At 31.6% G+C, this 24,894-nt stretch carries 23 protein-coding genes and 28 tRNA genes; 46 read left to right on the forward strand and 5 right to left on the reverse strand.

Going from position 1 to position 24,894, the window contains the following annotated elements; genetic code table 11:
• The first annotated feature begins 4 nt into the window (after positions 1-4).
• The 37 genes from LFT63_RS00005 to fumC all read left to right on the forward strand — a co-directional run bounded on the left by LFT63_RS00005 (position 5) and on the right by fumC (position 10,919).
• A tRNA-Val gene (locus tag LFT63_RS00005) sits at positions 5-80 on the forward strand.
• An 8-nt stretch (positions 81-88) separates the two neighbouring features.
• Positions 89-164, forward strand: a tRNA-Thr gene (locus LFT63_RS00010).
• Positions 165-170: 6 nt separating this feature from the next.
• Positions 171-246 (forward strand) — tRNA-Lys (locus tag LFT63_RS00015).
• A gap of 8 nt (positions 247-254) precedes the next feature.
• Positions 255-336, forward strand: a tRNA-Leu gene (locus tag LFT63_RS00020).
• 3 nt (positions 337-339) lie between these two features.
• Positions 340-414 (forward strand) — tRNA-Gly (locus LFT63_RS00025).
• 9 nt (positions 415-423) lie between these two features.
• A tRNA-Leu gene (locus LFT63_RS00030) sits at positions 424-512 on the forward strand.
• A 15-nt stretch (positions 513-527) separates the two neighbouring features.
• Positions 528-601 (forward strand) — tRNA-Arg (locus LFT63_RS00035).
• Between the two features lie 9 nt (positions 602-610).
• Positions 611-684 (forward strand) — tRNA-Pro (locus tag LFT63_RS00040).
• Positions 685-710: 26 nt separating this feature from the next.
• Positions 711-786: transfer RNA gene (locus LFT63_RS00045), tRNA-Ala, on the forward strand.
• Positions 787-810: 24 nt separating this feature from the next.
• Positions 811-884: transfer RNA gene (locus LFT63_RS00050), tRNA-Met, on the forward strand.
• A gap of 28 nt (positions 885-912) precedes the next feature.
• Positions 913-986 (forward strand) — tRNA-Ile (locus LFT63_RS00055).
• Between the two features lie 9 nt (positions 987-995).
• Positions 996-1,085: transfer RNA gene (locus tag LFT63_RS00060), tRNA-Ser, on the forward strand.
• 10 nt (positions 1,086-1,095) lie between these two features.
• Positions 1,096-1,171, forward strand: a tRNA-Asp gene (locus LFT63_RS00065).
• A 32-nt stretch (positions 1,172-1,203) separates the two neighbouring features.
• Positions 1,204-1,293: transfer RNA gene (locus LFT63_RS00070), tRNA-Ser, on the forward strand.
• 20 nt (positions 1,294-1,313) lie between these two features.
• A tRNA-Met gene (locus LFT63_RS00075) sits at positions 1,314-1,387 on the forward strand.
• A gap of 15 nt (positions 1,388-1,402) precedes the next feature.
• Positions 1,403-1,478: transfer RNA gene (locus LFT63_RS00080), tRNA-Asp, on the forward strand.
• Between the two features lie 10 nt (positions 1,479-1,488).
• Positions 1,489-1,561 (forward strand) — tRNA-Phe (locus tag LFT63_RS00085).
• 8 nt (positions 1,562-1,569) lie between these two features.
• Positions 1,570-1,645: transfer RNA gene (locus tag LFT63_RS00090), tRNA-Thr, on the forward strand.
• Between the two features lie 6 nt (positions 1,646-1,651).
• Positions 1,652-1,735: transfer RNA gene (locus LFT63_RS00095), tRNA-Tyr, on the forward strand.
• 9 nt (positions 1,736-1,744) lie between these two features.
• A tRNA-Trp gene (locus LFT63_RS00100) sits at positions 1,745-1,818 on the forward strand.
• Between the two features lie 2 nt (positions 1,819-1,820).
• Positions 1,821-1,893 (forward strand) — tRNA-His (locus LFT63_RS00105).
• A gap of 11 nt (positions 1,894-1,904) precedes the next feature.
• Positions 1,905-1,976, forward strand: a tRNA-Gln gene (locus LFT63_RS00110).
• Positions 1,977-1,981: 5 nt separating this feature from the next.
• Positions 1,982-2,055, forward strand: a tRNA-Cys gene (locus tag LFT63_RS00115).
• A gap of 12 nt (positions 2,056-2,067) precedes the next feature.
• Positions 2,068-2,142 (forward strand) — tRNA-Gly (locus tag LFT63_RS00120).
• A 13-nt stretch (positions 2,143-2,155) separates the two neighbouring features.
• Positions 2,156-2,230, forward strand: a tRNA-Gly gene (locus LFT63_RS00125).
• Between the two features lie 13 nt (positions 2,231-2,243).
• Positions 2,244-2,318 (forward strand) — tRNA-Gly (locus LFT63_RS00130).
• 13 nt (positions 2,319-2,331) lie between these two features.
• Positions 2,332-2,406 (forward strand) — tRNA-Gly (locus LFT63_RS00135).
• Positions 2,407-2,442: 36 nt separating this feature from the next.
• Positions 2,443-2,525, forward strand: a tRNA-Leu gene (locus LFT63_RS00140).
• Positions 2,526-2,748: 223 nt separating this feature from the next.
• A complete protein-coding gene (locus LFT63_RS00145) occupies positions 2,749-3,813 on the forward strand; it encodes a PTS transporter subunit IIC (protein WP_017638024.1) in 1,065 nt (354 codons plus the stop codon).
• 115 nt (positions 3,814-3,928) lie between these two features.
• Positions 3,929-5,389 (forward strand): ABC transporter substrate-binding protein/permease, encoded by a 1,461-nt coding sequence (locus LFT63_RS00150; protein ID WP_029056293.1) that lies wholly within the window; start codon positions 3,929-3,931, stop codon positions 5,387-5,389.
• Positions 5,382-6,104 (forward strand): amino acid ABC transporter ATP-binding protein, encoded by a 723-nt coding sequence (locus LFT63_RS00155; protein WP_029056292.1) that lies wholly within the window; start codon positions 5,382-5,384, stop codon positions 6,102-6,104. The genes LFT63_RS00150 and LFT63_RS00155 overlap by 8 nt, the downstream gene beginning before the upstream one ends.
• A gap of 142 nt (positions 6,105-6,246) precedes the next feature.
• Positions 6,247-7,377: a tRNA epoxyqueuosine(34) reductase QueG gene (gene queG, locus LFT63_RS00160; RefSeq protein WP_340767736.1), complete on the forward strand. Its 1,131-nt coding sequence runs from the start codon at positions 6,247-6,249 to the stop codon at positions 7,375-7,377.
• Entirely contained in the window at positions 7,378-7,848 is a 471-nt protein-coding gene (gene trmL, locus LFT63_RS00165) for a tRNA (uridine(34)/cytosine(34)/5-carboxymethylaminomethyluridine(34)-2'-O)-methyltransferase TrmL (RefSeq protein ID WP_017638028.1), read from the forward strand.
• A gap of 181 nt (positions 7,849-8,029) precedes the next feature.
• On the forward strand, positions 8,030-8,629 hold the full coding sequence (locus tag LFT63_RS00170; RefSeq protein WP_017638029.1) for a 6-phosphogluconolactonase: 600 nt from the start codon (positions 8,030-8,032) through the stop codon (positions 8,627-8,629).
• A 27-nt stretch (positions 8,630-8,656) separates the two neighbouring features.
• Positions 8,657-8,833 (forward strand): SAS053 family DNA gyrase inhibitor, encoded by a 177-nt coding sequence (locus LFT63_RS00175; RefSeq protein WP_017638030.1) that lies wholly within the window; start codon positions 8,657-8,659, stop codon positions 8,831-8,833.
• A 151-nt stretch (positions 8,834-8,984) separates the two neighbouring features.
• Entirely contained in the window at positions 8,985-9,377 is a 393-nt protein-coding gene (locus tag LFT63_RS00180) for a hypothetical protein (protein WP_340767737.1), read from the forward strand.
• 156 nt (positions 9,378-9,533) lie between these two features.
• The gene (gene fumC, locus LFT63_RS00185; protein WP_046466851.1) at positions 9,534-10,919 is read left to right on the forward strand and encodes a class II fumarate hydratase; all 1,386 of its coding nucleotides are present in this window, start codon (positions 9,534-9,536) and stop codon (positions 10,917-10,919) included.
• A gap of 59 nt (positions 10,920-10,978) precedes the next feature.
• Here the strand turns inward: fumC and LFT63_RS00190 are convergent, their stop codons facing one another.
• On the reverse strand, positions 10,979-11,809 hold the full coding sequence (locus LFT63_RS00190; protein WP_029056289.1) for an RluA family pseudouridine synthase: 831 nt from the start codon (positions 11,807-11,809) through the stop codon (positions 10,979-10,981).
• A 179-nt stretch (positions 11,810-11,988) separates the two neighbouring features.
• On the opposite strand from LFT63_RS00190, the gene LFT63_RS00195 reads away from it, so the two are divergent.
• The 9 genes from LFT63_RS00195 to LFT63_RS00235 all read left to right on the forward strand — a co-directional run bounded on the left by LFT63_RS00195 (position 11,989) and on the right by LFT63_RS00235 (position 21,826).
• Entirely contained in the window at positions 11,989-13,101 is a 1,113-nt protein-coding gene (locus LFT63_RS00195) for a GAF domain-containing sensor histidine kinase (protein WP_029056288.1), read from the forward strand.
• A gap of 20 nt (positions 13,102-13,121) precedes the next feature.
• Complete coding sequence (locus LFT63_RS00200) at positions 13,122-13,745, forward strand: response regulator (RefSeq protein WP_029056287.1); 624 nt, start codon at positions 13,122-13,124, stop codon at positions 13,743-13,745.
• 250 nt (positions 13,746-13,995) lie between these two features.
• On the forward strand, positions 13,996-14,460 hold the full coding sequence (gene xdrA / locus LFT63_RS00205) for an XRE family transcriptional regulator XdrA (protein WP_002452105.1): 465 nt from the start codon (positions 13,996-13,998) through the stop codon (positions 14,458-14,460).
• A gap of 224 nt (positions 14,461-14,684) precedes the next feature.
• A complete protein-coding gene (locus LFT63_RS00210; RefSeq protein ID WP_340767738.1) occupies positions 14,685-15,815 on the forward strand; it encodes a DUF445 domain-containing protein in 1,131 nt (376 codons plus the stop codon).
• Positions 15,816-15,884: 69 nt separating this feature from the next.
• On the forward strand, positions 15,885-16,229 hold the full coding sequence (locus LFT63_RS00215) for a YlbF/YmcA family competence regulator (RefSeq protein ID WP_017638037.1): 345 nt from the start codon (positions 15,885-15,887) through the stop codon (positions 16,227-16,229).
• 250 nt (positions 16,230-16,479) lie between these two features.
• A complete protein-coding gene (locus LFT63_RS00220; RefSeq protein ID WP_017638038.1) occupies positions 16,480-17,676 on the forward strand; it encodes a metallophosphoesterase family protein in 1,197 nt (398 codons plus the stop codon).
• Complete coding sequence (locus LFT63_RS00225; protein ID WP_154874287.1) at positions 17,666-20,599, forward strand: ATP-binding protein; 2,934 nt, start codon at positions 17,666-17,668, stop codon at positions 20,597-20,599. The genes LFT63_RS00220 and LFT63_RS00225 overlap by 11 nt, the downstream gene beginning before the upstream one ends.
• Complete coding sequence (gene yhaM / locus LFT63_RS00230) at positions 20,599-21,540, forward strand: 3'-5' exoribonuclease YhaM (RefSeq protein ID WP_017638040.1); 942 nt, start codon at positions 20,599-20,601, stop codon at positions 21,538-21,540. The genes LFT63_RS00225 and yhaM overlap by 1 nt, the downstream gene beginning before the upstream one ends.
• 190 nt (positions 21,541-21,730) lie before the next feature.
• The gene (locus LFT63_RS00235) at positions 21,731-21,826 is read left to right on the forward strand and encodes a type I toxin-antitoxin system Fst family toxin (RefSeq protein ID WP_107999723.1); all 96 of its coding nucleotides are present in this window, start codon (positions 21,731-21,733) and stop codon (positions 21,824-21,826) included.
• Positions 21,827-21,985: 159 nt separating this feature from the next.
• Here the strand turns inward: LFT63_RS00235 and prsA are convergent, their stop codons facing one another.
• From prsA to LFT63_RS00255, 4 genes are all read right to left on the reverse strand, one after another.
• Positions 21,986-22,978 (reverse strand): peptidylprolyl isomerase PrsA, encoded by a 993-nt coding sequence (gene prsA / locus LFT63_RS00240; RefSeq protein WP_029056284.1) that lies wholly within the window; start codon positions 22,976-22,978, stop codon positions 21,986-21,988.
• Positions 22,979-23,160: 182 nt separating this feature from the next.
• Positions 23,161-23,718, reverse strand: a complete 558-nt coding sequence (locus tag LFT63_RS00245; RefSeq protein ID WP_029056283.1) for a DUF3267 domain-containing protein — start codon at positions 23,716-23,718, stop codon at positions 23,161-23,163.
• A 194-nt stretch (positions 23,719-23,912) separates the two neighbouring features.
• The gene (locus LFT63_RS00250) at positions 23,913-24,284 is read right to left on the reverse strand and encodes a YtxH domain-containing protein (RefSeq protein ID WP_017638293.1); all 372 of its coding nucleotides are present in this window, start codon (positions 24,282-24,284) and stop codon (positions 23,913-23,915) included.
• Positions 24,285-24,361: 77 nt separating this feature from the next.
• Complete coding sequence (locus LFT63_RS00255) at positions 24,362-24,787, reverse strand: HIT family protein (protein ID WP_017638294.1); 426 nt, start codon at positions 24,785-24,787, stop codon at positions 24,362-24,364.
• Between the last annotated feature and the right edge of the window lie 107 nt (positions 24,788-24,894).

Genomic DNA, 24,894 nt, shown 5'->3' on the forward strand with positions numbered 1-24,894 from the left:
TATTGGAGAATTAGCTCAGCTGGGAGAGCATCTGCCTTACAAGCAGAGGGTCGGCGGTTCGAACCCGTCATTCTCCACCATTTTAGTAGCCGGCCTAGCTCAATTGGTAGAGCAACTGACTTGTAATCAGTAGGTTGGGGGTTCAAGTCCTCTGGCCGGCACCAGTTTTAGAGCCATTAGCTCAGTTGGTAGAGCATCTGACTTTTAATCAGAGGGTCAGAGGTTCGAATCCTCTATGGCTCACCATTTTAATAGCGGGTGTGGCGGAATTGGCAGACGCACTAGACTTAGGATCTAGCGCCTTACGGCGTGGGGGTTCGACTCCCTTCACCCGCATATGCAGAAGTAGTTCAGCGGTAGAATACAACCTTGCCAAGGTTGGGGTCGCGGGTTCGAATCCCGTCTTCTGCTCCATTTTATAGTGCCGGGGTGGCGGAACTGGCAGACGCACAGGACTTAAAATCCTGCGGTGAGAGATCACCGTACCGGTTCGATTCCGGTCCTCGGCACCATAATATTGTTAATATGCGCCCGTAGCTCAATTGGATAGAGCGTTTGACTACGGATCAAGAGGTTATGGGTTCGACTCCTATCGGGCGCGCTTATTCTACGGGAAGTAGCTCAGCTTGGTAGAGCACTTGGTTTGGGACCAAGGGGTCGTAGGTTCGAATCCTGTCTTCCCGATAGTAACAATTAATAAGTTTAATTATGGGGGCTTAGCTCAGATGGGAGAGCGCCTGCTTTGCACGCAGGAGGTCAGCGGTTCGATCCCGCTAGTCTCCACCATATTAAATTTACAAACTAGATAACGGCGGTGTAGCTCAGCTGGCTAGAGCGTACGGTTCATACCCGTGAGGTCGGGGGTTCGATCCCCTCCACCGCCACTACTTATTAGTTGTAAGATTATATTTAGGACCTTTAGCTCAGTTGGTTAGAGCTAACGGCTCATAACCGTTCGGTCGCAGGTTCGAGTCCTGCAAGGTCCATATAATTTTGGAGGAATACCCAAGTTCGGCTGAAGGGATCGGTCTTGAAAACCGACAGGGCCTTAAAGGGCCGCGGGGGTTCGAATCCCTCTTCCTCCGTTTTATATTTGGTCTCGTAGTGTAGCGGTTAACACGCCTGCCTGTCACGCAGGAGATCGCGGGTTCGATTCCCGTCGAGACCGCCATTTTATTTTAATAGCATTTTACCTATAATCATGGAGGAATACCCAAGTCCGGCTGAAGGGATCGGTCTTGAAAACCGACAGGGCCTTAAAGGGCCGCGGGGGTTCGAATCCCTCTTCCTCCGTTTTTATTATTTATTATTAACGCGGGATGGAGCAGTTCGGTAGCTCGTCGGGCTCATAACCCGAAGGTCGGTGGTTCAAATCCGCCTCCCGCAATACATAGTTTTAATAGGTCTCGTAGTGTAGCGGTTAACACGCCTGCCTGTCACGCAGGAGATCGCGGGTTCGATTCCCGTCGAGACCGCCATTATTATTATGGTTCAGTAGCTCAGTTGGTAGAGCAATGGATTGAAGCTCCATGTGTCGGCAGTTCGACTCTGTCCTGAACCATTTAACAAGCCGGCCTAGCTCAACTGGTAGAGCAACTGACTTGTAATCAGTAGGTTGGGGGTTCAAGTCCTCTGGCCGGCACCATCTCTTGGAGGGGTAGCGAAGTGGCTAAACGCGGCGGACTGTAAATCCGCTCCTTCGGGTTCGGCAGTTCGAATCTGCCCCCCTCCACCATATTTAAATAGGGGCATAGTTCAACGGTAGAATAGAGGTCTCCAAAACCTTTGGTGTGGGTTCGATTCCTACTGCCCCTGCCATGGCGGTTGTGGCGAAGTGGTTAACGCATCGGATTGTGGTTCCGACATTCGAGGGTTCGATTCCCTTCAACCGCCCTTATTATTAATGGGCTATAGCCAAGCGGTAAGGCAACGGACTTTGACTCCGTCACGCGCTGGTTCGAATCCAGCTAGCCCAGTTATTGGCGGCATAGCCAAGTGGTAAGGCAGAGGTCTGCAAAACCTTTATCACCGGTTCAAATCCGGTTGCCGCCTCCAGGTTTATATTAAGCGGGAGTAGTTCAACTCTTAGAACACGTTCCTTCCCGGAACGAGGTATAGGTGCAAATCCTATCTTCCGCTCCAAATTTTATATTAAGCGGGAGTAGTTCAACTCTCAGAACACGTTCCTTCCCGGAACGAGGTATAGGTGTAAGTCCTATCTTCCGCTCCAAATTTTATATTAAGCGGGAGTAGTTCAACTCTCAGAACACATTCCTTCCCGGAATGAGGTATAGGTGCAAGTCCTATCTTCCGCTCCAAATTTTATATTAAGCGGGAGTAGTTCAACTCTTAGAACACATTCCTTCCCGGAATGAGGTATAGGTATAAGTCCTATCTTCCGCTCCAATTACTTCCAAGTGGGAAGTTTTTTCTTTATATTGAGCCGGCGTGGCGGAATTGGCAGACGCGCGGGACTCAAAATCCCGTTCCTTTTTGGAGTGTCGGTTCGATCCCGACCGCCGGTATTATATAAATACCTTATGTATTGTGAGTGAAAATGTTGTTCAACCAATGTTTTCACTCTTTTTTTATACTTTTAGATATTTTAAAGAATAGAGGAATAAATACTAATGATTTGAAGAATTTAAAACGTTTAAAAATATTGTCTTATCTTTGTTAAAAAGTGTGATTGTAGTAAAAAGAGTTTTATAATATGATAATTCTAACATTATTAATTGGAGGTCTATAATGAGTAATACTAGCTCGAAAATGGGTAGTAAAAGTTTTTTTAGTAATATTTTAAATGCAGTAGGGGCAGGAGTAGTCATTGCATTATTGCCAAATGCTTTACTTGGTGAATTGTTGAAATTTTTTAAAGATGGTAACGAGCTGCTTGAAAGTATTTTTAGACTTGTTACTGTAGTACAATCATTCATGGCTTTTATTGTTGGTGTACTTGCTGCGCATCAATTTAAATTTAATGGATCAGGAGCAGCGATAATAGGAGCTTCTGCTATGTTAGGGTCAGGGGCAATTGTTTTTGATGGTCAGACTATCATGTTAAAAGGTATTGGAGATATTATTAATATTATTTTAGTCGTGATTATAGCATGTTTTTTATATTTAATTCTTCAAGGTAAATTGGGATCTTTCGAAATGATTATTTTACCTGTTTTAATTCCGGTAGTCAGTGGAACAATAGGACTCATTACATTACCTTATGTTCAAATTATCACTCATACTATTGGTAAAGTTATTAATTCATTTACTGATTTGAATCCTTTAACTATGTCAATTTTAATAAGCGTAACTTTCTCTTTATTGATGGTAACACCTATTTCATTAGTAGCAATTGCCACTGCTATTAGTTTAACTGGTTTGGGAAGTGGTGCTGCTAATATGGGAATTGTAGCTGCATGCGTAACATTTTTATTTGGTTCATTAAGAATAAATTCTATTGGGGTTAATTTAGTATTATTAATTGGAGCAGCAAAAATGATGATTCCTGTTTATTTAAAACACTTAATTATTGCAGTACCATTGATAATTAACGGAATAGTGACTGGTATAACTGCGTATTTGATTGGAATTAAAGGGACGCCACTTTCAGCTGGATTTGGATATACAGGCTTAGTTGGACCTATTAATGCATTAAATCGTATGTCTGGTGACCAAATGACTAATATTATATTATTATTTGTTGGATACTTTATAGTTCCTTTCATAAGTGGATTTGTAGTCCATGAATTATGCAAAAAATTTATACACTCTTACAATGATGAAATATATAAATTTGAAATTCCAAAAGAATAAATTTGCTTAAAGTGTAGCCTAATGGCTATGCTTTTTTTATGTATTTAAAAATTAATATTGCATATTAATGTATAAATTTGTATAATAATGAATATTGAAAAGGAGGGATGCTTTAATGAAATATATTATTAAAGTATTTTTGGTATTTATAATCCTTGTAGGTTCATTATTGACAAATACTCAAAACAATACTCATGCTGAAGAAAACGATGAACATTGGAAAAAAATCAAAGAAAGTGGAGTATTGCGTGTTGGTCTATCAGCAGATTACGCACCAATGGAATTTGAAAAGAATATAAACGGTAAAACTGAATATGCTGGTGTTGATATTGAACTAGCCAAAAAGATAGCTAAAGATAATCATTTGAAATTAAAGATTATTAATATGCAATTTGATAGTTTACTAGGTGCATTAAAAACAGGAAAAATTGATATTATCATTTCAGGAATGACAACAACGCCTGAACGGGAAAAAGAAGTAAATTTTACAAAGCCTTATATGATGACTAATAATATTATGTTGGTTAAGAAAAAAGAAAAGAGTCATTTAAAAGATATTAAAGATTTTAAAAATAAAAGAATTGCTGTCCAAAAGGGTACCGATCAAGAAAAAATAGCAAAAACAGAGATAGAAAATGCTGACGTGACTTCTTTAAATAAATTGCCTGAAACAATATTATCTGTCAAAAGCAATAAAGCAGATGGAGCTATTTTAGAAAAGCCGGTAGCAGAAGCATACATAAAACAAAATCCAGAACTTGCTTTTTCAGACGTGACATTTAATGAAGAAAAGAAACCCACTTGTATTGCGCTTCCTAAAAATTCTCCCATTTTATTAAAAAAGCTTAATCAAACTATCGATGAAGTCAATGATAAACATTTAATAGATCAATATATGACTCAAGCATCAAAAGATATGCAAGATGATGGTAATTTTTATACAAAATATAAAAGCTTTTTCATTAAAGGTATAAAAAATACGATTTTAATCTCAATTATTGGGGTAGTGTTAGGAGCTATTTTAGGAGCTTTTATTGCGCTTATGAAATTAAGCAAAATTAAACCTTTATCTTGGTTGGCATCAATTTACATTGAATTTTTAAGAGGAACACCACTATTAGTACAAGTTTTTATAGTATTTTTTGGTACTACCGCAGCACTTGGACTAGATATTTCTGCGTTAATTTGTGGAATCATTGCGTTAGTCATTAACGCTTCAGCATATATAGCAGAGATATTTCGTGCAGGTATTAATTCAATTGACAAAGGACAAACAGAAGCTGCTCGTAGTTTAGGCTTAAGTTACAATCAAACAATGAGATCTGTCATTATGCCTCAAGCAATTAAAAATATTCTACCTGCTCTTGGTAATGAATTTGTCACATTAATAAAAGAATCATCAATTGTATCTACAATTGGTGTAGGTGAAATAATGTTTAATGCTCAAGTTGTCCAAGGTATTTCATTTGATCCTTTCACACCATTATTAGTAGCAGCAGGTATGTACTTTATTCTTACATTTACTTTATCACGAATCATGAATTTTATAGAGGGGAGAATGATGGCCAGTGATTAAAATTAAAAACTTAAATAAGAAATTTGGTAATAATGAAGTTTTAAAAGACATTAATTTAGAAATACAGAAAGGAGAAGTTGTAGCGATAATTGGACCCTCTGGTAGTGGTAAAAGTACATTACTGAGATGTATGAATTTACTAGAAATACCAACTAAAGGACAAGTTATTTTTGAAGGTAATGATTTAACGCATAAAGGTATACAATTAGACCAGTTACGCCAGAAAATAGGTATGGTATTCCAAAATTTTAATTTATTTCCACATAAAAAGGTTAAAGATAATATCATATTAGCTCCAAAACTTTTAAAAAAGAGAGAGTTAAATAAGTTGAATAATCAAGCTTTGGAATTACTTGAAAAAGTGGGTTTAAAAGAAAAAGCCGAAGTATATCCAAGTCAGTTGTCAGGCGGACAAAAACAAAGAGTTGCTATTGCACGTGCATTAGCAATGCAACCGGATGTTATGCTATTTGATGAACCTACCTCAGCCCTAGATCCAGAAGTTGTTGGTGATGTATTAAAAGTAATGAAAGATCTAGCTAAAGAAGGTATGACTATGGTTGTGGTTACACATGAAATGGGATTCGCTAAAGAGGTAAGTGATAAAGTAATATTTATGGCTGACGGAGTGGTAGTAGAATCTGGTAAACCCAACGAACTATTTGAACACCCACAAAATGAAAGAACTCAAAATTTCTTAGCAAGAGTTTTATAACTATATGAAAAATAATATATAATTTGTCAATAAACAAGTGAACATTTTGTGTGTTTGCTTGTTTTTTAAATCTGATACATACATCATTAATTACTGATATGTTAGAATAACAAGAGTATATTTTTATTGTGGGGGCAAAATTTTGGATGTAAAGCAGCTAAAACAAGATATCATTGATTATGCGCATACTATTGGTATCGACAGTATAGGTTTTACTACTGCCGATCCTTTTGACGAATTAAAACAAAAACTAGAAGACTATCATGCTAAGGGATATGCATCTGGTTTTGAAGAGTCTGACATTGCACTAAGGACTGAACCCAAATTAAGTTTACCAACTGCAAGATCCATTATTGCAATTGCTGTAGGCTATCCAAATAAACTTAAAGGTGCACCTAAAAGTGTTCGTGGTGATAGACGTGGTATGTTTGCAAGAGCTTCTTGGGGACAAGACTACCATACAATTATGAGAAAGCGACTCGATCAACTAAGTGAGTATATAAGATCAGTTGTTCCAGATGTTGAGATTCAATCTATGGTAGATACTGGTGTATTATCTGATAGAGCGGTTGCAGAACGAGCTGGTTTAGGATTTGTAGGACGAAATGGATTTGTAATTAATCCAGATTTAGGTACGTGGACTTATTTAGGAGAAATGCTTGTTAGTATTCCATTTGAACCTGATGATCCATTAATTGATAGTTGTGGTGACTGTACTATTTGTGTTGATAGATGTCCCACTGGAGCATTAGTAGGTAATGGTCAATTAAATAGTCAAAAATGTATTAGCTTCTTAACGCAAACAAAAGGGTATTTAGATGATCAATATAGATATAAAATAGGTAATCGCTTATATGGTTGTGACACATGCCAACAAGTTTGTCCAAAAAATAAAGGAATCAATACGCAACATGATGATATAGTTTTAGAACCAGAAATATTGAAACCTCGATTAATACCATTATTACAAATGAGTAATAAAGAATTTAAAGCAACATATGGGCATTTAGCAGGTGCTTGGAGAGGAAAAAAACCAATTCAACGTAATGCTATTTTAGCTTTAGCACATTTTAATGAAGAAAGTGCTATACCTGAGTTAAAAGAAGTAGCATTAAATGATCCAAGACCTATGATAAGAGGAACAGCATTTTGGACAATTGGACAAATTGATGGTGAAAATGCGCGTGAATTTATTCAAACACATTATCATGATGAATTAGAAGAAGTCCAAGTTGAAATGAAGAAAGGCTTGGAAATGAGGAGAGAAAAATAAATGACAAATCACATTGTTTTATTTCAACCTGAAATACCTGCCAATACTGGCAATATTGCTAGAACGTGTGCAGGTACCAATACACATTTACATTTAATTAAACCTTTAGGGTTTAGTACTGACGATAAAATGTTAAAAAGAGCAGGATTAGATTATTGGGAACATGTTAATATTACATACCATGAAAATATAGAATCATTTTTTGATGAAACTGAAGGAGATTATTATTTACTTACTAAATTTGGTAAACAAACATATAGTGATTTTGATTTTTCAGATACAAGTCACGATCATTACTTTATTTTCGGAAGAGAAACAACTGGGTTACCGGATTGGGTTAAAGAAAAATATCAAGAAACAGCATTACGTATACCTATGAGTGATAAAATTAGATCATTAAATCTTTCTAATACGGCAGCATTACTTATTTATGAAGCTTTAAGACAACAATCTTTCCCTGATTTATCTTAAAAAATGATAGATTAAGTTCAAAGTAGATGAAGGATATTATATCAACATGTTATATTTATTGATGAGAAAATAATATTCAATAAACATAGGTTAGTTTAACCTAAATATAATAAGGGTATAAATGAATTAATATTAACCATACTATTCTATGTATAGCAAACTAAGAGGAGTGTATTTTAAAATGGCAATGAACTTTAAAGTATTCGAAGATAAACAAAGAGTAGCTGAATATACAGCAGACATTTTGAGAAAACAGTTTAACAACAACCCTATGACTATCGCTGGTGTTCACTTAACTAAAGACCATGCACCTGTATTAGATGAACTTAAAAAGAATGTTGAGTTACATGCAGTTGATTTTAGTCAAATTAACATTTTAGATTATGATGAAAATAAATCATACTATGAAGCTTTAGGCGTACCTCAAAGCCAAATTTATTCATTATCTTATAATCAAGATGCTAATGAATTTATTTCTGATAAAATTAAAACAAAAGAAAATAAAGGTAAATTAGTTTTACAAGTAGTTTCTATTGATGAGAATGGCAACCTTGATGTAAGCGTAAGACAAGGTTTATTAGAAGCACGTGAAATTTTCTTAGTTGTTACTGGTAGCAATAAACGCGAAGTAGTTGAAAAATTATATAATGAAAATGGTAAGTCTAATTATGAACCAGCAGATTTAAAAGCTCATCGCATGGTTAACGTTATTTTAGATAAAGAAGCAGCGGCTGGATTACCTGAAGATGTTAAAGAATACTTCACTGCTCGCTTTGCTTAATTACTAAGTGAAAAAGAGGTTCTATGTATGACACAAAATAAAGATTCTAAAACTAATTATCATGAAGAAGAAAATGCTATGGTAACTGATTTAGATGATTTAAAAGATTTAGGTAAAGAAATGGAACAAATTTCTGAGGAAAATGATGAAGATAAATTAAACCAATCACATGATTCAGATGTTCGTTCTGATTTAGAAGAATAATCATTAATCAAGCGCTTGTATTAGCATAGTCTACTACAAGCGCTTTTATTAATTGTATGATATTTTTACAATTTGTATTTCAAAAATGCATAAAATATCTACTTATATTATGATATGATATTGAATAGTCATATATATAAGGAGAACGTGTATGTTAGGAAAGTATTGGAAACATTTAATGATAGCTACGGTCATTATAAGTTTAATATCAATTAAAGCATTTCCATTAGCACTTGGCGCATTATATTTACCATTATTATTCAAAATCGTGCAATTGCAATTGAATCTTTCAAATGGCTTAATTGATGATGTCAATGCGCAAACTTTTATTAAGAGTAATCAATCTGGAATCATTATAAGTGTAATTTGTTGTTTAGCTATAACTGGAATTTTATACTACACATTAAATGATTTTTATAATGGTTTAACAGGCTTATTGAGAATTTTAATTCAAATAAGTCCAGTTACAGTTATTTTAAGTGCGATATTGTATATTTTAACTGCAATTGCTACTGTTCAAGCAACAAAACAAAAATTTCAATAAAAAAATAATAGAGTCTAGTTTCAACAGTTAAATAAAATTGTTGAAGCTAGATTTTTTTGTAAAATTTTATTATGTAAACGGTTTAGTTCTAAATTGATAAGGTAATTTAAATAGTGATATACTGGTATCAAACAATATAAATAAGGGGAGAATAAAATGTCAGTACGTATTGAACATGATACATTTGGAGAAATTGAAGTACCTGCAGATAAATATTGGGGTGCGCAAACAGAAAGAAGTAAACGTAATTTCCCAGTAGGTAAAGAAAAAATGCCTATTGAAGTAGTTTATGGTTTTGCACAATTAAAAAGAGGTGCTGCATTAGCTAATAATGAATTAGGTAAACTTAGTGATGCTAAAAAAGACGCAATCGTATATGCATGCGATAAAATTTTAAATGGTGAGTTGGACGAACACTTTCCATTAGTAGTATGGCAAACAGGAAGCGGTACTCAAAGTAATATGAACGTTAACGAAGTCGTAAGTTATGTAGCTAATGAATATTTAAAAGAACATAATAGCGATGAATCAATTCATCCTAATGACGATGTTAATAAATCACAAAGTTCTAATGATACATTTCCAACTGCAATGCATGTCGCTTTGTATCACGAAGTTGAAACTAAATTAGAACCTGCATTAAAAAATTTACGTCAAACATTCAAACAAAAAGAAGATGAATTTGAATCTATCATAAAAATCGGACGTACACATTTACAAGATGCTACACCAATTAAATTAGGCCAAGAAATTAGCGGTTGGAGATACATGTTAGATAAATGTGAAACATTACTAAGTGAATCTAAAAAACATATATTAAACTTAGCTATTGGTGGTACAGCAGTAGGTACAGGAATTAATGCACATCCAGAATTTGGAGATAAAGTTGCTAAATTTATTTCAAAAAATACTGGTTATGAATTCGTATCTTCTGAAAATAAATTCCATGCTTTAACAGCACACGATGAAGTTGTCCAATTACATGGAACACTTAAAGCATTAGCAGCAGATTTAATGAAAATAGCTAATGACGTTAGATGGTTAGCTTCAGGTCCAAGAGCTGGTTTAGCTGAAATTTCTATACCAGAAAACGAACCAGGTTCTTCAATTATGCCGGGTAAAGTTAATCCAACACAATGTGAAATGTTAACTATGGTAGCTGTTCAAGTCATGGGTAATGATACTGCAGTCGGAATTGCAAGTTCTCAAGGTAACTTTGAATTAAATGTATTTAAACCGGTTATTTTACACAATACTTTACAATCAATTTATTTACTTGCAGATGGTATGCAAACATTTAATGATAATTGTGCAGTTGGAATTGAACCTATAGAAGAAAACATCAATAATTATTTAAATCAATCATTAATGTTAGTTACTGCATTAAATCCTCATATCGGTTATGAAAAAGCAGCTCAAATTGCTAAAAAAGCACATAAAGAAGGATTAACGCTTAAAGAATCAGCAATTCAGTCAGGCCATGTAACTGAAGAACAATTTGAAGAATGGATTAAACCAGAAGATATGGTAGATCCACATTAGAGGTATAAAAATTTCAAAAAGCTAGGTTGAACTATATTAATAATCAACCTAGCTTTTATTTATGAGATATCGTCATCTAAACTAACTGAAATGAATTCCTTAGTAAAAGGATGTTGCAGCTCAATTTTGTAGCTGTGTAATTCCAATTGTCTTAAAGTTGAATCACCATATAATGGATCACCAATAACAGGATGTCCAATTTCAGCCAAATGAACACGAATTTGATGAGTTCGGCCAGTATCTAATTTAATTTCTAATTCACAAACATTTTCTTTAATCATATTTGATGAAAGTATATGAGTAATAGCACGTTGTCCAGTATTAGAAATACGTTTCTTATTTGGATGGAATTTGTCTTTACCGATTGGTTTATCGATAGTTTGTGGTTTAACTGGTAATAACGCTTTAACATGCGCTTTATAAATTCGTGTGATTTGATTTTCTTCAAGCATTCTATCTAGTATTTTCTTCATTATAGGATTTTTAGCTACAATTAATAAACCAACCGTTTCTTGGTCCAATCTATGAATAGGTTCAACATATTCGCTGTCAATCGTATATATAACATGATTCATTAATGTATTACTTTCTTTTAAGTCATTAGGATGTGTTTTGACACCTTTAGGTTTTAGGACGATTGCAAAATCATCATTTTCATAAAAAACTTGTGCATAACGATAACTAGGTAAATAATTACTTTTCTCATCAGGCGTAGGTATAAATATATGATCACCTGTATGTATTTTATTAGATAATTGGCTAGCTTTGTCATTAATGGTGATTTCTTTAGACATATTTAATAAATGTAAGTCCTTCTTAGGTAACTTCAAATCTTGGAAAATCTCTCTCAATGTATATTGATCATAATTTTCAGGTATTGTAAATTTCATAAAATCCTCCTATAGTTACTATTTATCATATCACAAAATATATGACAGCAATATAAAATTAATTGAAATCACAGTCCTTTAACTAATTGATAATTTAAAGAGTTTGGTGATATGTTTGTTTATATAATCTTAAACGCTATAATAGAATAGATATATATAAATTAAAATCGGAGGTAACTATGGAAAAACCAACACGTTTAGCACTCCTTAAAGAAATTGCTGAATTTTTAAATGAAGAAACAGAAGTGTATAGTATGATGCAAGGAGCAATTCAATATTTAATTGAGGGCAGCGATTTTACAACGGGTTGGATTTTCTTTATTGATGAAGCAGGTAATCACGAATTAGTATCGAGCGTAAATTTACCTGGGGCATTATCAAATAATCAATGTCACTATATGACAAACGGTTCATGTTGGTGTGTGAGATCTTATCATAATGGAAAATTAACAAAAGCATCTAATATTATTAATTGTTCTAGAATTAATTTAGCGAATCGTGCACACCATGAAGAAACAGATGGTATCACACATCACGCGACTGTACCACTAAGATCTGGGGAAGAACAATTTGGTTTATTAAACGTTGCGACACCACATAAAGTCCATTACAACGAAGAAGATTTAGCATTACTAGAATCTGTTGCTTTTCAAATAGGCTCAGCAATAAAACGAATTATGCTTACTGATAGAGAGAAAGAAAATGCTCGAATAAATGAAAGAAATAGATTAGCTCGAGATTTACATGATTCGGTAAATCAAATGTTATTTTCATTAAAATTAACTGCCCATGCAGCTTATGAGATATCAAATGAAGAAATATCTAAAAAAGCGTTTAAAACGATTGAAGAAACGAGTCAAAATGCCGTAAATGAAATGCGTGCCCTCATATGGCAATTAAAACCGGTCGGATTAGAACAAGGTATGTTACAAGCTTTGAATCAATATAGTAATGTACTACAACTTAATTTAACTGTACATGTGGACGGATTAGTAGATGTATCTAATCTAGTAGAGGAAAATGTATATCGCATGGTACAGGAATGCTTAAATAATGTAAGAAAACATGCTAATACTAAAGATGTCGAATTAATATTAAAACAAACTAAAGAAACGCTTATTGTAATTGTTCAAGATGAAGGCAAAGGCTTTGATAATAATCATCAATCCAAAGACAATTCAAATGGTCTTAAGCATCTTCAACAACGAACTGATTTATTAAAAGGACAATTACAAATAGAATCAAAAATAAATAAAGGTACGCGTATTAAAATTGAAATACCTTTGAACTAAGTTTTTAAGGGAGTATAACTATGCATAAAATTATATTAGTTGATGATCATCATATTGTGAGACAAGGTTTAGAATTTTTATTATCTACTGTAGATGATATTGAAGTAATTCAAGGATTTGCTGAAGGAAAATCATTTATACATTATTTAGAGAAAAATGAATTACCAGATATCGTTTTACTAGATTTAGTAATGCCTGATATGAATGGTATTGAAATTACAGAATATTTAAAGAAACATTATCCCAATATTAAAATTTTAGTGTTAACAAGCTATGTAGATGATGAACACGTGATATCAGCATTAGAAAAAGGTGCGGATGGTTATGAAATGAAGGATGTAGAACCTCAGAAACTTATTGAAACAATTCATAAAGTGCTTGACGGAGAAAAAATCATTCATCCCAATGCTAAACGTGTCATCGATACTATGAGTACAAAACCACATTTTACTAATAAGTTATCTAAGAGGGAAACTGAAGTATTAAAAGAAATGGTCAAAGGAAAAACAAATAAAGAAATCGCGAATACATTGTTTGTATCAGAAAAGACTATAAAAACCCATGTTAGTCACATATTTAGTAAATTACAAGTGAGCGATCGTACACAAGCAGCAATATATGCTATGGAAAATAAATTGATTTAATAAATGTAGTTTTAACCACTAAAAATCAAGCTCAATTTTTAATGTAAAAATAACTTTCTAACTATCAATAATGTTAAAAGTTTAATTATTTTGATAATTTTGCCTTTAATAAAAATACCGATAAAACAAAATTGACTCTTTTATTTTCTTTAAAAATATATTAAGATGTAATTTGTGTTTCAAGAAATGTGTATAATTGCAATTTCTTGTGTCCGGATATAAATTCTTTTCAAGAAAGGTAGATAATAGAATGGATAGACAGAGTTTTACAGATTTAATTCAAACAAAATTTAAAATGGTTCGTATAGAAGCAGGATATACACAAGATACAATGGCTCAAACAATTGGACTATCAAAGAAAACATTAGTTCAAATAGAAAAAGAACGCGTATTACCTAATTGGACAACATGTGTTTCTATTTGTGCTTTGTTTAGAGATTCTGATGTATTGAATAGTACATTTGGTTGTGATCCTTTAGAAATCGTACAAACTATTTCTAGAAACCACTGTGCTTACCCAAATCACTCAACTACTAGTGATATTTATTGGAATACAATCGAAACTAGAAGCGGTTATATTCTACAAAGTAATAAAGTAAGCAATATTTATCGTGTGTTAAATCCTGAAAAACAACCTATTTTTGGTACTTCAAAAATGAGAGAAGCAGAAACTTATTTCAATAGAAATGCTAAAGAAGAGTTAGTTCATATTTAATTTCTGTAAAAGTGACAGTAGAATCTTAAAACGATTTAATCACTTTTAAATAGTTAGAAGATGTTTTAGTTATTCGTTATACATATTAGCCTAGGTCATCTATTATGAAGACTTAGGCTTTTATTTATATAACCTGTAAGTTTTTAATAATTTTAATTATCTCTAATTAAATCAGTAACATGCTATAATGAATCATGATTTTTAAAAAGAAGGGAGTCTTTGTCATGCATGCTTTATTTATCATCTTATTTATGATGGTAGTCGGTGCTATTATTGGTGGTATAACTAATGTGATTGCAATAAAAATGTTGTTTCATCCATTTAATCCGTATTATATTTTTAAAATGCGTATTCCATTCACACCTGGTTTAATTCCAAAAAGAAGAGATGAAATTGCTAATAAAATTGGACAAGTCATAGAAGAACATTTACTCACTGAGGAGCTTATCAGACAAAAGTTGAATGATGGACAAGCTAAAGATGCGATAAATGAAATGATTATGAATCAATTAACTCAATTGAAGTCTGATGATATGACTATTTATAATATTGCTAATAAATTTGATTTTAATATAGATGATGTCATCGATCATCAAATGCCAGCCAAAGTAGAAAAGATACTGAATCAATATTATGAATCCAATCAGCAAAAAGCTATCAAAGATATCGTGCCCCAAGAATTAATTAATCTTGTTGATGAGAGGTTAGATGAAGTAGGGGATTTAATTTGTGACCGTGCACGTGTTTATTTATCATCACCTAAAGGAACTCGTGATATAAATGAAATGTTAGATACTTTCTTTAATGAAAAAGGTAAGATAATAGGCTTATTACAAATGTTCATGACACGAGAAAGCATTGCTGATCGTATTCAACAAGAATTAATTCGTTTGACAAGACATCCAAAAGCTAAAAGCATTATTGAGCAAGTTATAAAAAATGAAGTTGAAACATTCAAAAATAAACGATTAGGTGAGTTAGTAGCAAATCATCAATTTAAACAAATGGCAACAACAACCTCTACATTAATCATCACACATTTCAATTTGTATGATAAAGCAAGACAACCAATAAAAGACTTGGCACCTCAATTCATTAAATATTTAGAAAATGAATTGTCAGGTAAACTCACTATGATAATTATCGACCAGTTATCAAGTAACTTATCAACTATCATGCGTAAAATTAATTTAAGACAACTTATAGAAGATCAGATTAATACGTTTGATTTAGACTATATTGAAAAAATTATTATAGATATAGCTAATAAAGAGTTAAAATTAATTATGTCTTTAGGATTCATACTTGGAGGAATAATAGGTATTTTCCAAGGAATAGTCGCAATCTTTGTCTAACTAAATAATATGTGTTACATTATTGAAGAGTGTTAAAACACAAATTAACTCAAAGGAGTGCAATTAACAATGGCAGTAAATTTATATGATTATGCAAACCAATTAGAACAAGCATTAAGAGATAGTGATGAATACAAAGCTATCAAAGATGCTTACGCTAAAGTAAAAGATAATGAAGAATCAAAAAAATTATTTGATGAATTCCGTGAAACTCAAATGAGCTTCCAACAAAAACAAATGCAAGGTGAAGAAATTCCTGAGGAAGACTTACAAAAAGCTCAAGAACAAGCTCAAGCAATCGAAAAAGATGAAAACATTTCAGCTTTAATGCAAGCTGAGCAAAAAATGAGCCAAGTATTCCAAGAAATCAATCAAATCATCGTTAAACCATTAGATGAAATTTACGCTGACTAATTAATCGCGTAATGATTTATACTAGCTACAGTACTGAGATAAGGTACTGTAGCTTATTTTTATGTAATTTACTAATAACATGGTTCTGCATCGACTGTAGCGTTTCACATATGGTAAAATGAGTAGATATAAAGGAAAATTATAAATAGTTATAACTTAATAATTAAAAAGATAATTCGTTTTTATAACTTTAACTACATTTTTTAATTAATGCAGTTATAAAGTGTCTTAAATAAGGAGAATAAAGCTTATGGTCAAATTTATACATTGTGCGGATTTACATTTAGACAGTCCTTTTAAATCTAAAAGCCATTTAAGTCCTAAAATTTTTGAGGATGTACAAAAAAGCGCATATGAAAGTTTCCAACAAATTGTTGACTTAGCATTACAAGAAGAAGTGGACTTTATTATTATTGCTGGAGATTTATTTGATAAAGAAAATCGTACATTACGAGCAGAAGTATTTTTAAAAGAACAGTTTGAACGTTTACAAAAAGAACAAATTTTTGTCTATATTTGTCATGGTAATCATGATCCATTATCTACTAAAATTTCATCAAATTGGCCTAAAAATGTTTCGGTATTCTCAAATCAAGTAGAAACATATCAAGCAATTACTAAAGATGGAGAAACAATCTTTATCCATGGTTTTAGTTACCAAAATGAGGCAAGCTATGAAAATAAAATTGATAGTTTCCCATCAAGTCAAGGTCAACAAGGAATACATATAGGTGTACTTCATGGAACTTATAGTAAATCATCAGTTAAAGATAGATATACTGAATTTAGATTAGAAGATTTAAATAATAAATTATATCACTATTGGGCATTAGGTCATATTCATGAACGCCAACAGTTAAGTGATATGCCTGTAATTAATTATCCTGGTAATATTCAAGGAAGACATTTTAATGAAAAAGGTGAAAAAGGTTGTCTACTTATACAAGGGGACAATTTAAAACTAAAAACTAAATTTTATCCGACACAATATATCAAATTTGAAGAAGCTACAATTGAAACGACACAAACTACAAAGCAAGGATTATATGAAGCAATACAATCTTTTAAAGATAAAGTACGCGATGAAGGTAAAGCATTCTATAGATTAAATGTCGTTATTAAGAGTGAAACGATGTTATCTCCTCAAGATGTATTACAAGTTGAAGAAATGATTTCAGACTATGAAGAACATGAAAAAGACTTTGTCTTTATTGAAGATTTGAACATCCAATATGCAACAAATGATGAACCTCCATTAGTCAAAGAGTTTTCAAAAGACCTATTAGATGACAGTTCTGTTTTTGATAAAGCTATGTCTGATTTATATTTAAATCCACGAGCATCTAAATATTTAGATGACTATACTTCATTTGATAAAACCGAATTAGTTAATCATGCTGAAGATTTATTAAAGGCAGACATGAGAGGTGAACATAATGATAATTAAATCACTTGAAATATATGGATATGGACAATTTGTTCAACGTACAATTGAGTTTAATCAGTCATTTACTGAGATTTTTGGTGATAATGAAACTGGGAAATCTACAATTCAAGCATTTATACATTCAATTTTATTCGGTTTTCCTACTAAAAAGTCTAAAGAACCTCGTTTAGAGCCTAGGTTAGGTAATCAATATGGCGGAAAACTGAAGCTTCAGTTAGATGATAATAGTATCGTTGAAGTTGAACGTATTAAAGGAAGCGCCCAAGGTGACGTTAAAGTTTATCTAGAAGATGGTACAGTTAGAGATGAAGAATGGCTTCAAAAGAAATTGAATTATATTTCTAAGAAAACGTATCAAGGTATCTTCTCTTTTGACGTTTTAGGCTTACAAGATATTCATCGCAATTTAGATGAAAAACAATTACAAGATTATTTGTTAGAAGCGGGTGCGTTAGGCTCAACTGAATTTACAAGTATGAGAGATACAATCAGCTTAAAAAAAGACGAATTGTATAAAAAATCTGGTAAAAATCCAATTATCAATCAACAAGTCGAACAATTGAAACAATTAGAAGCACAAATACGTGAAGAAGAAGCAAAGTTAGATACTTATCATAGATTAGTAGATGAAAAAGATAAGTCATCTCGAAGACTTGATAATCTAAAACAAAACTTAAATCAACTCTCTAAAATGCATGAAGCTAAGCAGAAAGAAGTAGCTTTACATGATCAAACTCAAGAATGGAAACAACTTGAACAAGCACTTAATATAGAACCATTACATTTTCCTGAAAAAGGTATCGATCGTTATGAAACTGCTAAAGCTCATAAACAATCCTTAGTAAGAGATATTGATTTAAGAGAACAACAATTATCACAAATTGAACAAGAAAATCAATCACTTCAACCGGTAAAACAATCTGATATTGATGCGTTTAATAGTTTATATCAACAAGAAAATGAGATTAAACAAAAAGAGTATGAATTAAGATCTATTGAAAAAGAAATTTCTGATAAACAACGTGATAAAGAAAGTATGCAGTCAAATATTGGGTGGAATGAAACGCATCACCAAGTAGATAGTTCCGAAGCTATGAAGAGTCACATTAGTGACCAAGTGAAGGATAAGCAAGAACAAGTTGCATATATTCAACAATTAGAAAGAAGTCTTGAAGATAATAAAATAGATCAGAGTGCGAATACTAATGAACTTGAACAATTAGAAAGTCAACTTGTTCCCGAAGAAACATTCGAGAAGAAAAAAGAACATAAACAACAAATCGTTGAATTAAACGAAAAAGAAAACTTATATGAAAAATTAAAAGAGACATTTGAACTCGAACAAGAAAGAAAAAATAAACGCCAGAATATATTACGATGGGCATTTATTTTATTAGCTATTGTAGGTGCAGCGTTAACTGTCTTTGCATTTATTTCTCAAAATATGTTGTTTGGTATTATTTTTGCAATCTTAACAGTAGTATTTATCGTAGGTATTTTCTTAGTGAAATCTAAAGAAGTTGATTATAGCGAAACAATTACTCAAGAAATTGATGATTTAGAAAATCAATTACAAGAATTGGAAAAAGATTATAATTTAGACTTCGATTTAGATGAACAATTTCGTATTCGTGACCATTGGCAACACGCTTTGAAAAATAAAGACGTTTTAGCTGAGAAGTCAAGCTATATAGAAAGTTCATTATCTAAAGCACAACAACGTTTAGAAGAAATCAATAATAGTATTGAAGTAGCTAAACAAGAGTTACATTTATCACCTAAAATATCAGATAATCTTATTGTTGAAAGTATTAGCACAATGAGTCAAATTAAGTCAAATGACCAATATTTAGATGATCTTAATAGCAAACGACATCAACTAGTAAATGATATAGAAGCTTTCTACAATCATGCTGAAGCAGTAACTCAATCTCAATTTACTTATTTCAATAAGATGTCATTCTTCCATGATGTCAAACAATGGTTAAAAAATGCAGAAGAAAATAATGAGAAATGGTATAAAAATAGTGAACAGAGCAAATTACTTAAAAATGAATTAACTCAATTACGTTCACATTTAGATGAAAGTAATAATACGATTAAAGAATTATTTAATCATATAAATGTTTCAAATGAAGAAGCTTTTTATCAACATCATGAAAATTACCAAACTTATACAAATCAAATGACACGTTTTAACGATTTAACTAAATATCTAGAAAATCAAAATTATTCTTATGAATCTAGTTCACAACTAAGTGAAAAAACTAGCGCACAATTAAACGAAGAAAATCAACTTTTAGCGCAACAAGTAGATCAATATAATGAACAATATCTTGATATGCAAGCTGAAGTTAGTGATTTAAATGCGCAAATTAATAATATGGAAACAGATACGACACTAACTAATTTACGTCATGAATATCATAGCTTGAAAAATAGAATGAATGATATTGCTAAAGATTGGGCAAGTTTAAGCTACCTACAAAGTTTAGTAGATGAGCATATTAAACAAATTAAAGATAAACGTTTGCCACAAGTCATCAATGAAGCGATTATTATTTTCAAAAATCTTACTAATCATGCTTATACAAATATTTATTACTCAGAAGAGGCAATTCAAGTGAAACATGAAAATGGCCAAATTTTCCAACCAGTAGAACTAAGTCAATCTACAAAAGAATTATTATATGTTGCACTTAGAATAAGTTTAATCAAAGTTTTAAAACCATATTATCCATTCCCAATTATAGTGGACGATGCATTTGTACATTTTGATAAAGCACGTAAAGAAAGAATGTTGAACTATTTAAGAGAATTATCTCAAGATTATCAAGTCTTATACTTTACATGTACAAATGATAATATCATTCCAAATAAAGAAATGATTACTTTAAATAAATTTGAGAAAGGCGGGAAATAATGAGAAATGTAGAAAAATTAAATCCCGGTGATTCGGTTAATCACTTCTTTTTAATTCATAGAGCAACGCAAGGTGTAACAGCTCAAGGTAAAGATTATATGACACTGTTCTTGCAAGATAAGAGTGGGGACATTGAAGCTAAATTATGGACTGCGACTAAAGAAGACATGCAAACATTAAAACCTGAAGAAATAGTACATGTTAAAGGTGATGTTATTAATTATCGTGGTCGTAAACAAATGAAAGTAAATCAAATAAGACTAGCTACGCCTGAAGAAAATATGAATACTCAAGATTTTGTTGATGGCGCACCAATGACACCAGCAGAAATTCAAGAAGCTCTTTCTCATTATATGCTTGATATTGAGAATGCCAGTTTACAACGCATAACAAGACATTTAATTAAAAAATATCAAGAAAGCTTCTTTACGTATCCGGCAGCAAGTTCCCATCATCATAATTTTGCCAGTGGTTTAAGTTATCATGTCTTAACAATGTTACGTGTTGCTAAATCGATATGCGATATTTATCCATTATTAAATAGAAGTCTTTTATATAGTGCTATTATTTTACATGATTTAGGAAAAGTAAAAGAGCTTAGTGGACCAGTAGCAACTACTTATACTGTAGAAGGAAACTTATTAGGACATATTTCTATTGCAAGTGATGAAGTAGCTGAAGCAGCTAAAGAGCTTGGTATTGATGGAGAAGAGGTAATGTTGCTTAGACATATGATTCTTGCTCATCATGGTAAATTAGAATTTGGATCACCTAAAATGCCTCATTTGAAAGAGGCTGAGATTTTATTTTTCATAGATAATATTGATGCTAAAATGAATATGTTTGAAAAAGCATTTAAGAAAACTGAAAAAGGTCAATTTACAGAACGAATTTTTGGACTTGAAAATAGACAATTTTACAATCCAACACAATTAGATTAGAAGTTCAGAAAAGGTGATATAGCTCAATGAAGAGCTACATCACCTTTTTAAATTATAAATATTTGTTATTCAAAAGTAATTTAAACTAAACAGACAATCTTTATATTTAAAATGTATTTTATGATGATATAATAATCATGTCGCCTATCTCTCAGGCGTCACTTCGACGATGAGAAGGGGTGTTCATTCCATGTCTGAAATCTTTGTTCATATTATGACTACTGTTATCAGTGGTTGTATTGTTACGTTGTTTGCACATTGGCTACGGCATCGTAACGATAAGTAAATAGGTGACAATTGTAGTCACACTAAAAAATCCCCTCACTACCGCAAATAGTGAGGGGATTGGTGTTTCCATACTGAAATCTTTGTTGATTACATTATAACATGCGTTTGTACTATTGCAAAATGTTACATTTAAAAAAGATTTTAGTGAAGATATATCTTAAGAGCCAGTCATTCCAGTTGCACCTTGTTGTGAACTAGCGCCACCTTGAGAAGACTGTTGTTGCTGTTGTTTTATTTTGTCTGGATCTAAAATAGTATCATCAACTGCTTTTTTAATATCTCTATCTTTATAGTCTACATTATATTCGTCTAATATATCTTTATAAGCATCGGTTAATAATTTAGGATTTTTTTGAATTTTTTGTTCTAAAATTTTAGATTTAAGGTTAGATTTTTCAGAGTTAAAGTCTGTTTCTTTATCTGCTTTAATAATATGATAACCGTAGTCTGTTTTAACTACTTTAGATACTTCGCCTTCTTTAAGTTTGAATAGTGCTTTATCGAAGCTATCCATCATTTGGCCCTTAGTTACATAACCAAGAGAACCATCTTTTTTGGCACTTGATTTATCCATAGATTCTTTTTTAGCGATTTCTCCAAATTTACTTGGATCTTTAGATACTTCTTTTTGAATTTCTTCAGCTTTTTGTTTTGCTTTTTTATCTGATAAACCTTCTTTGTCACTATCTTTAGATTTTACTTTGATCAAGATATGAGAGGCTTTTTTAGTATTATCTTTGATTTCTTTATCTGACACTTTAACTTTATCGTTCAATAGTTCTTTTTGATAAGCTGATAAACGTTTTTGTTCTTTATAATCATCCATAGACATTCCTTGTTGTTTTAAGACACTTTCAAATTGATCTTTACCGCCATATTGTTTTTCTTCTTTTTTAATATCTTTTTCGATATCTTTAGTATCCACTTTGTCTTTATATTTATCTGCAAGAATTTTATCTAATACAATACTAAATGATTTACTAGCGATTTGGTCTTTACCAATTTTCTTCATCACATCTTCTACTTTAACATCGCCAGCTTTTGATGAAATAAGAGTATTTTCTTTAGAATCAGTTGCATCAGATCCACATGCGCCTAATAAAAGGGCACTTGCAGTTACAGGTATCATAATTTTATTAAATGCTTTCATAAGTTGTTAACTCCTTTATGTATATAATCAAGTAAAATATAACATATAAAATGAGGCGTACCAATTCATAACCCTCTCTTTAGGACTATAGTACTAGTTTTATTGAAAAATATATGATTAATTTTGTTATATAAAATAAAAATTGGACCATATGAAAGGGTCCAATTTTAATATAAAGATCATTATACAGTTGTAACAAATTTCTCTTTCTTTAATATGTGGATACCAGATCGGTGTTCCTCAATATAGTTTCCATAATTAGAGAAAATAAGTATCTTTAAATACATTAAATCTAAAATAGAAAAACCAAAGTTAAGTGCCAATAAAAACATAAAATAATGTCCATATTGCGGGAACTTCACACACAAAGCGATGAACAACATTGATATTAAAATGAAAGGTAAAATCAAATTAATACAAAAATAAATTTTATGAATAGGTGTATTAACGTAAGTATTAAAATATGGAATCCATTTTCTTCGCGTTAATTTATGTACTCTAAAAGATTTATAATAAGGAATAAAAAATAACAGATGTACACTTTTATGTAGTGGATACATAAAGAATGTAATTGCTAAAACAATAAGAAAATGTTTGTCAGATAATGGTGTATCACTAAAGAAATACATGATTTCATAACTAACTAAAAACATTATAATAGTACCAACAATACTCATGAAGGCAATTCTAGGTATGCCAAAACGTTCATGAATATCAATTTGTCTTGTACATAAAAACATGAGACATGCCTCACTTCTTAATCAATATATGATTCGTATTATCTATTGAAATTTATATGAAGTCAATATCTATTTGCAGATTAGATTAAATGAACATTCTTAATTTAATACTTATGTTCCTAAGTTATTAATAAAATAATAACCCCTATCCAAATAATTATTCTTGAATAGGGGAAACATTATAGTACAAAAAATTATTTCTCTTTAGAAAATGTATTACTAATTTCTTCGCCACGATTTTGTAAATTTTCAATATGAGATTGTAATTTTTCGATATTAGGGTTGATATCAGATTTGAAGTTACCAATTAAAGTTTTGATTTCGTCACCAATTGAACTACCAAATTCAGTACCTTCATTTTTAATTTGTGAACTATAATTTAAAATATCGTTGAATGATTGTTTCATAGTTTCAAGTTCACGTTGTAACTCAGATTGAGCGCCAGTAGGTTGGCTACCATCAATAGTATTGTTCTTAACGCTTTGGTCATCACGATTTCTTAAAGATACTGCGAAGCCTGCGGCAACACCTACGCCAATACCAAATAATACGCGTGTTACTTTCATTATAATTCTCCTCACTTTTATATCTCGGATAATAGTATTATTCATCTTATACCCATTTTAATATAGATTATGCATGATTATTCGAAATGGGCTTGAATTTGAGCAGCAATTTCTTTTTTAGCATCATCATTTAATTCATCTTCGTGTGTTTCCCATTTATAACCGAAACCATCAATATCATTTTCATATCTAGGAATTAAGTGAAAATGTAAGTGGAATACAGATTGATCAGCAAACTCACCATTATTTTGAATAATATTAAGACCATCAGGATTAAATGCTTTTTTAATTGCATTCGCTACTTTAGGTAGCGCAACCCCGATATGTTTCATTGTTTCTTCATCAGTTTCAAAAATATTTGCAGAAGCTTTTTTAGGAATTAATAAAGTGTGTCCTTTTGTAACTTGAGAAATATCTAAAAATGCATAGACATAGTCATTTTCATATATTTTAAAGCTTGGTATTTCACCAGTAATAATTTTACTGAAAATTGTTTCAGACATTTTGATAACACTCCTCTTCGTTTCATCTTAAAATACATTATAGCATTACTTAGGAAAAAACGTCATTCTTCATAGCTAATTTTAGGAGTAAAACATAATTTTTGGTA

It is taken from the genome of Staphylococcus sp. FSL H8-0121 (assembly GCF_038008425.1).
In the GTDB taxonomy this organism is placed as follows: Bacteria; Bacillota; Bacilli; order Staphylococcales; family Staphylococcaceae; genus Staphylococcus; species Staphylococcus pasteuri.